This window comes from Kocuria sp. CPCC 205231 (genome assembly GCF_040980965.1).
Classification (GTDB): domain Bacteria; phylum Actinomycetota; class Actinomycetes; order Actinomycetales; family Micrococcaceae; genus Kocuria; species Kocuria rosea.
Genome location: NZ_JAVKPP010000064.1, coordinates 1 through 845 on the forward strand (window position 1 = coordinate 1; position 845 = coordinate 845).

At 45.1% G+C, this 845-nt stretch carries 2 protein-coding genes; both read right to left on the reverse strand.

The window, feature by feature from the left end; all coding sequences use genetic code 11:
* Window positions 1–421: hypothetical protein (locus RF640_RS18865; RefSeq protein WP_368828661.1), on the reverse strand; the 421-nt coding region annotated here is incomplete at its 3' end.
* A gap of 62 nt (window positions 422–483) precedes the next feature.
* The coding region (locus RF640_RS18870; RefSeq protein WP_368828662.1) for a hypothetical protein at window positions 484–845 on the reverse strand (362 nt) is incomplete at its 5' end.

Consider the following 845-nt stretch of genomic DNA (forward strand, 5'->3'; position numbering starts at 1 on the left):
TCAGAATCATGGAACGACCAGCGGTTAATTCGCGGTCACAATCATGTTTCGTGATGGTCTTATAAACGCAGGTATCGACATTAATATCAATACAGTCACCCGTTTTAATTTTGCGGGTAAATCGCGCCACGCTGGAAAGAATATCCGGTTTATAGGTTTCCAGCACATCGCAACGCAAACGCAATTCCCACAATTCACCGCCGAGACTGGTAATAGAATCGATGAAATAATAACGCTTGAGCGCGGGGATTTCAGCGTAATTAATATTATCAAATCCGGTCGGTAAATCAGGAATAAGAATTAAAACAGGGGAGGAAATATCAACGTCACGTTTAAGGAAAATATCCATTCGGGTAATTTCCTGCATAGTTTTACCGATTACATTATCCGCATCGGTTACGGTGAATAGCGTTAATAACATAAATCACCTCAGATAAAAAAGGCCAGCCGTTAGGCCAGCCTTTGATTACACACCACCAGAAATTAAGCCAGTGTTTCGCCGATGAAGAAAACAACAAAGTTTTCATTCAGGTCATTATAATATCCGGCGTCCATCTTGTACCAGTTATTATAGAATTCCGCTTTAGCATTATAAGCGGTAGTAGTGCGGCGGTCGAGATTGGACACACCAACCGCATCACGGTCAAACACACAACCGATGATAGCGGCGTTTTTCTTGCCAGTGCCAACACCTTCCGCCGGGAGTTTAACGGTTTCGCCGGACGCGGTTTTAACGTCGATGATACCAGTGCTCGCCAGCGTGTAATCAGTGCCGGAACCCTGCCAGTATGGAACGGTGTCATGCTGAGGCAACGCCAGTTTTTCAGGGTTTTCCAGCAATGCCG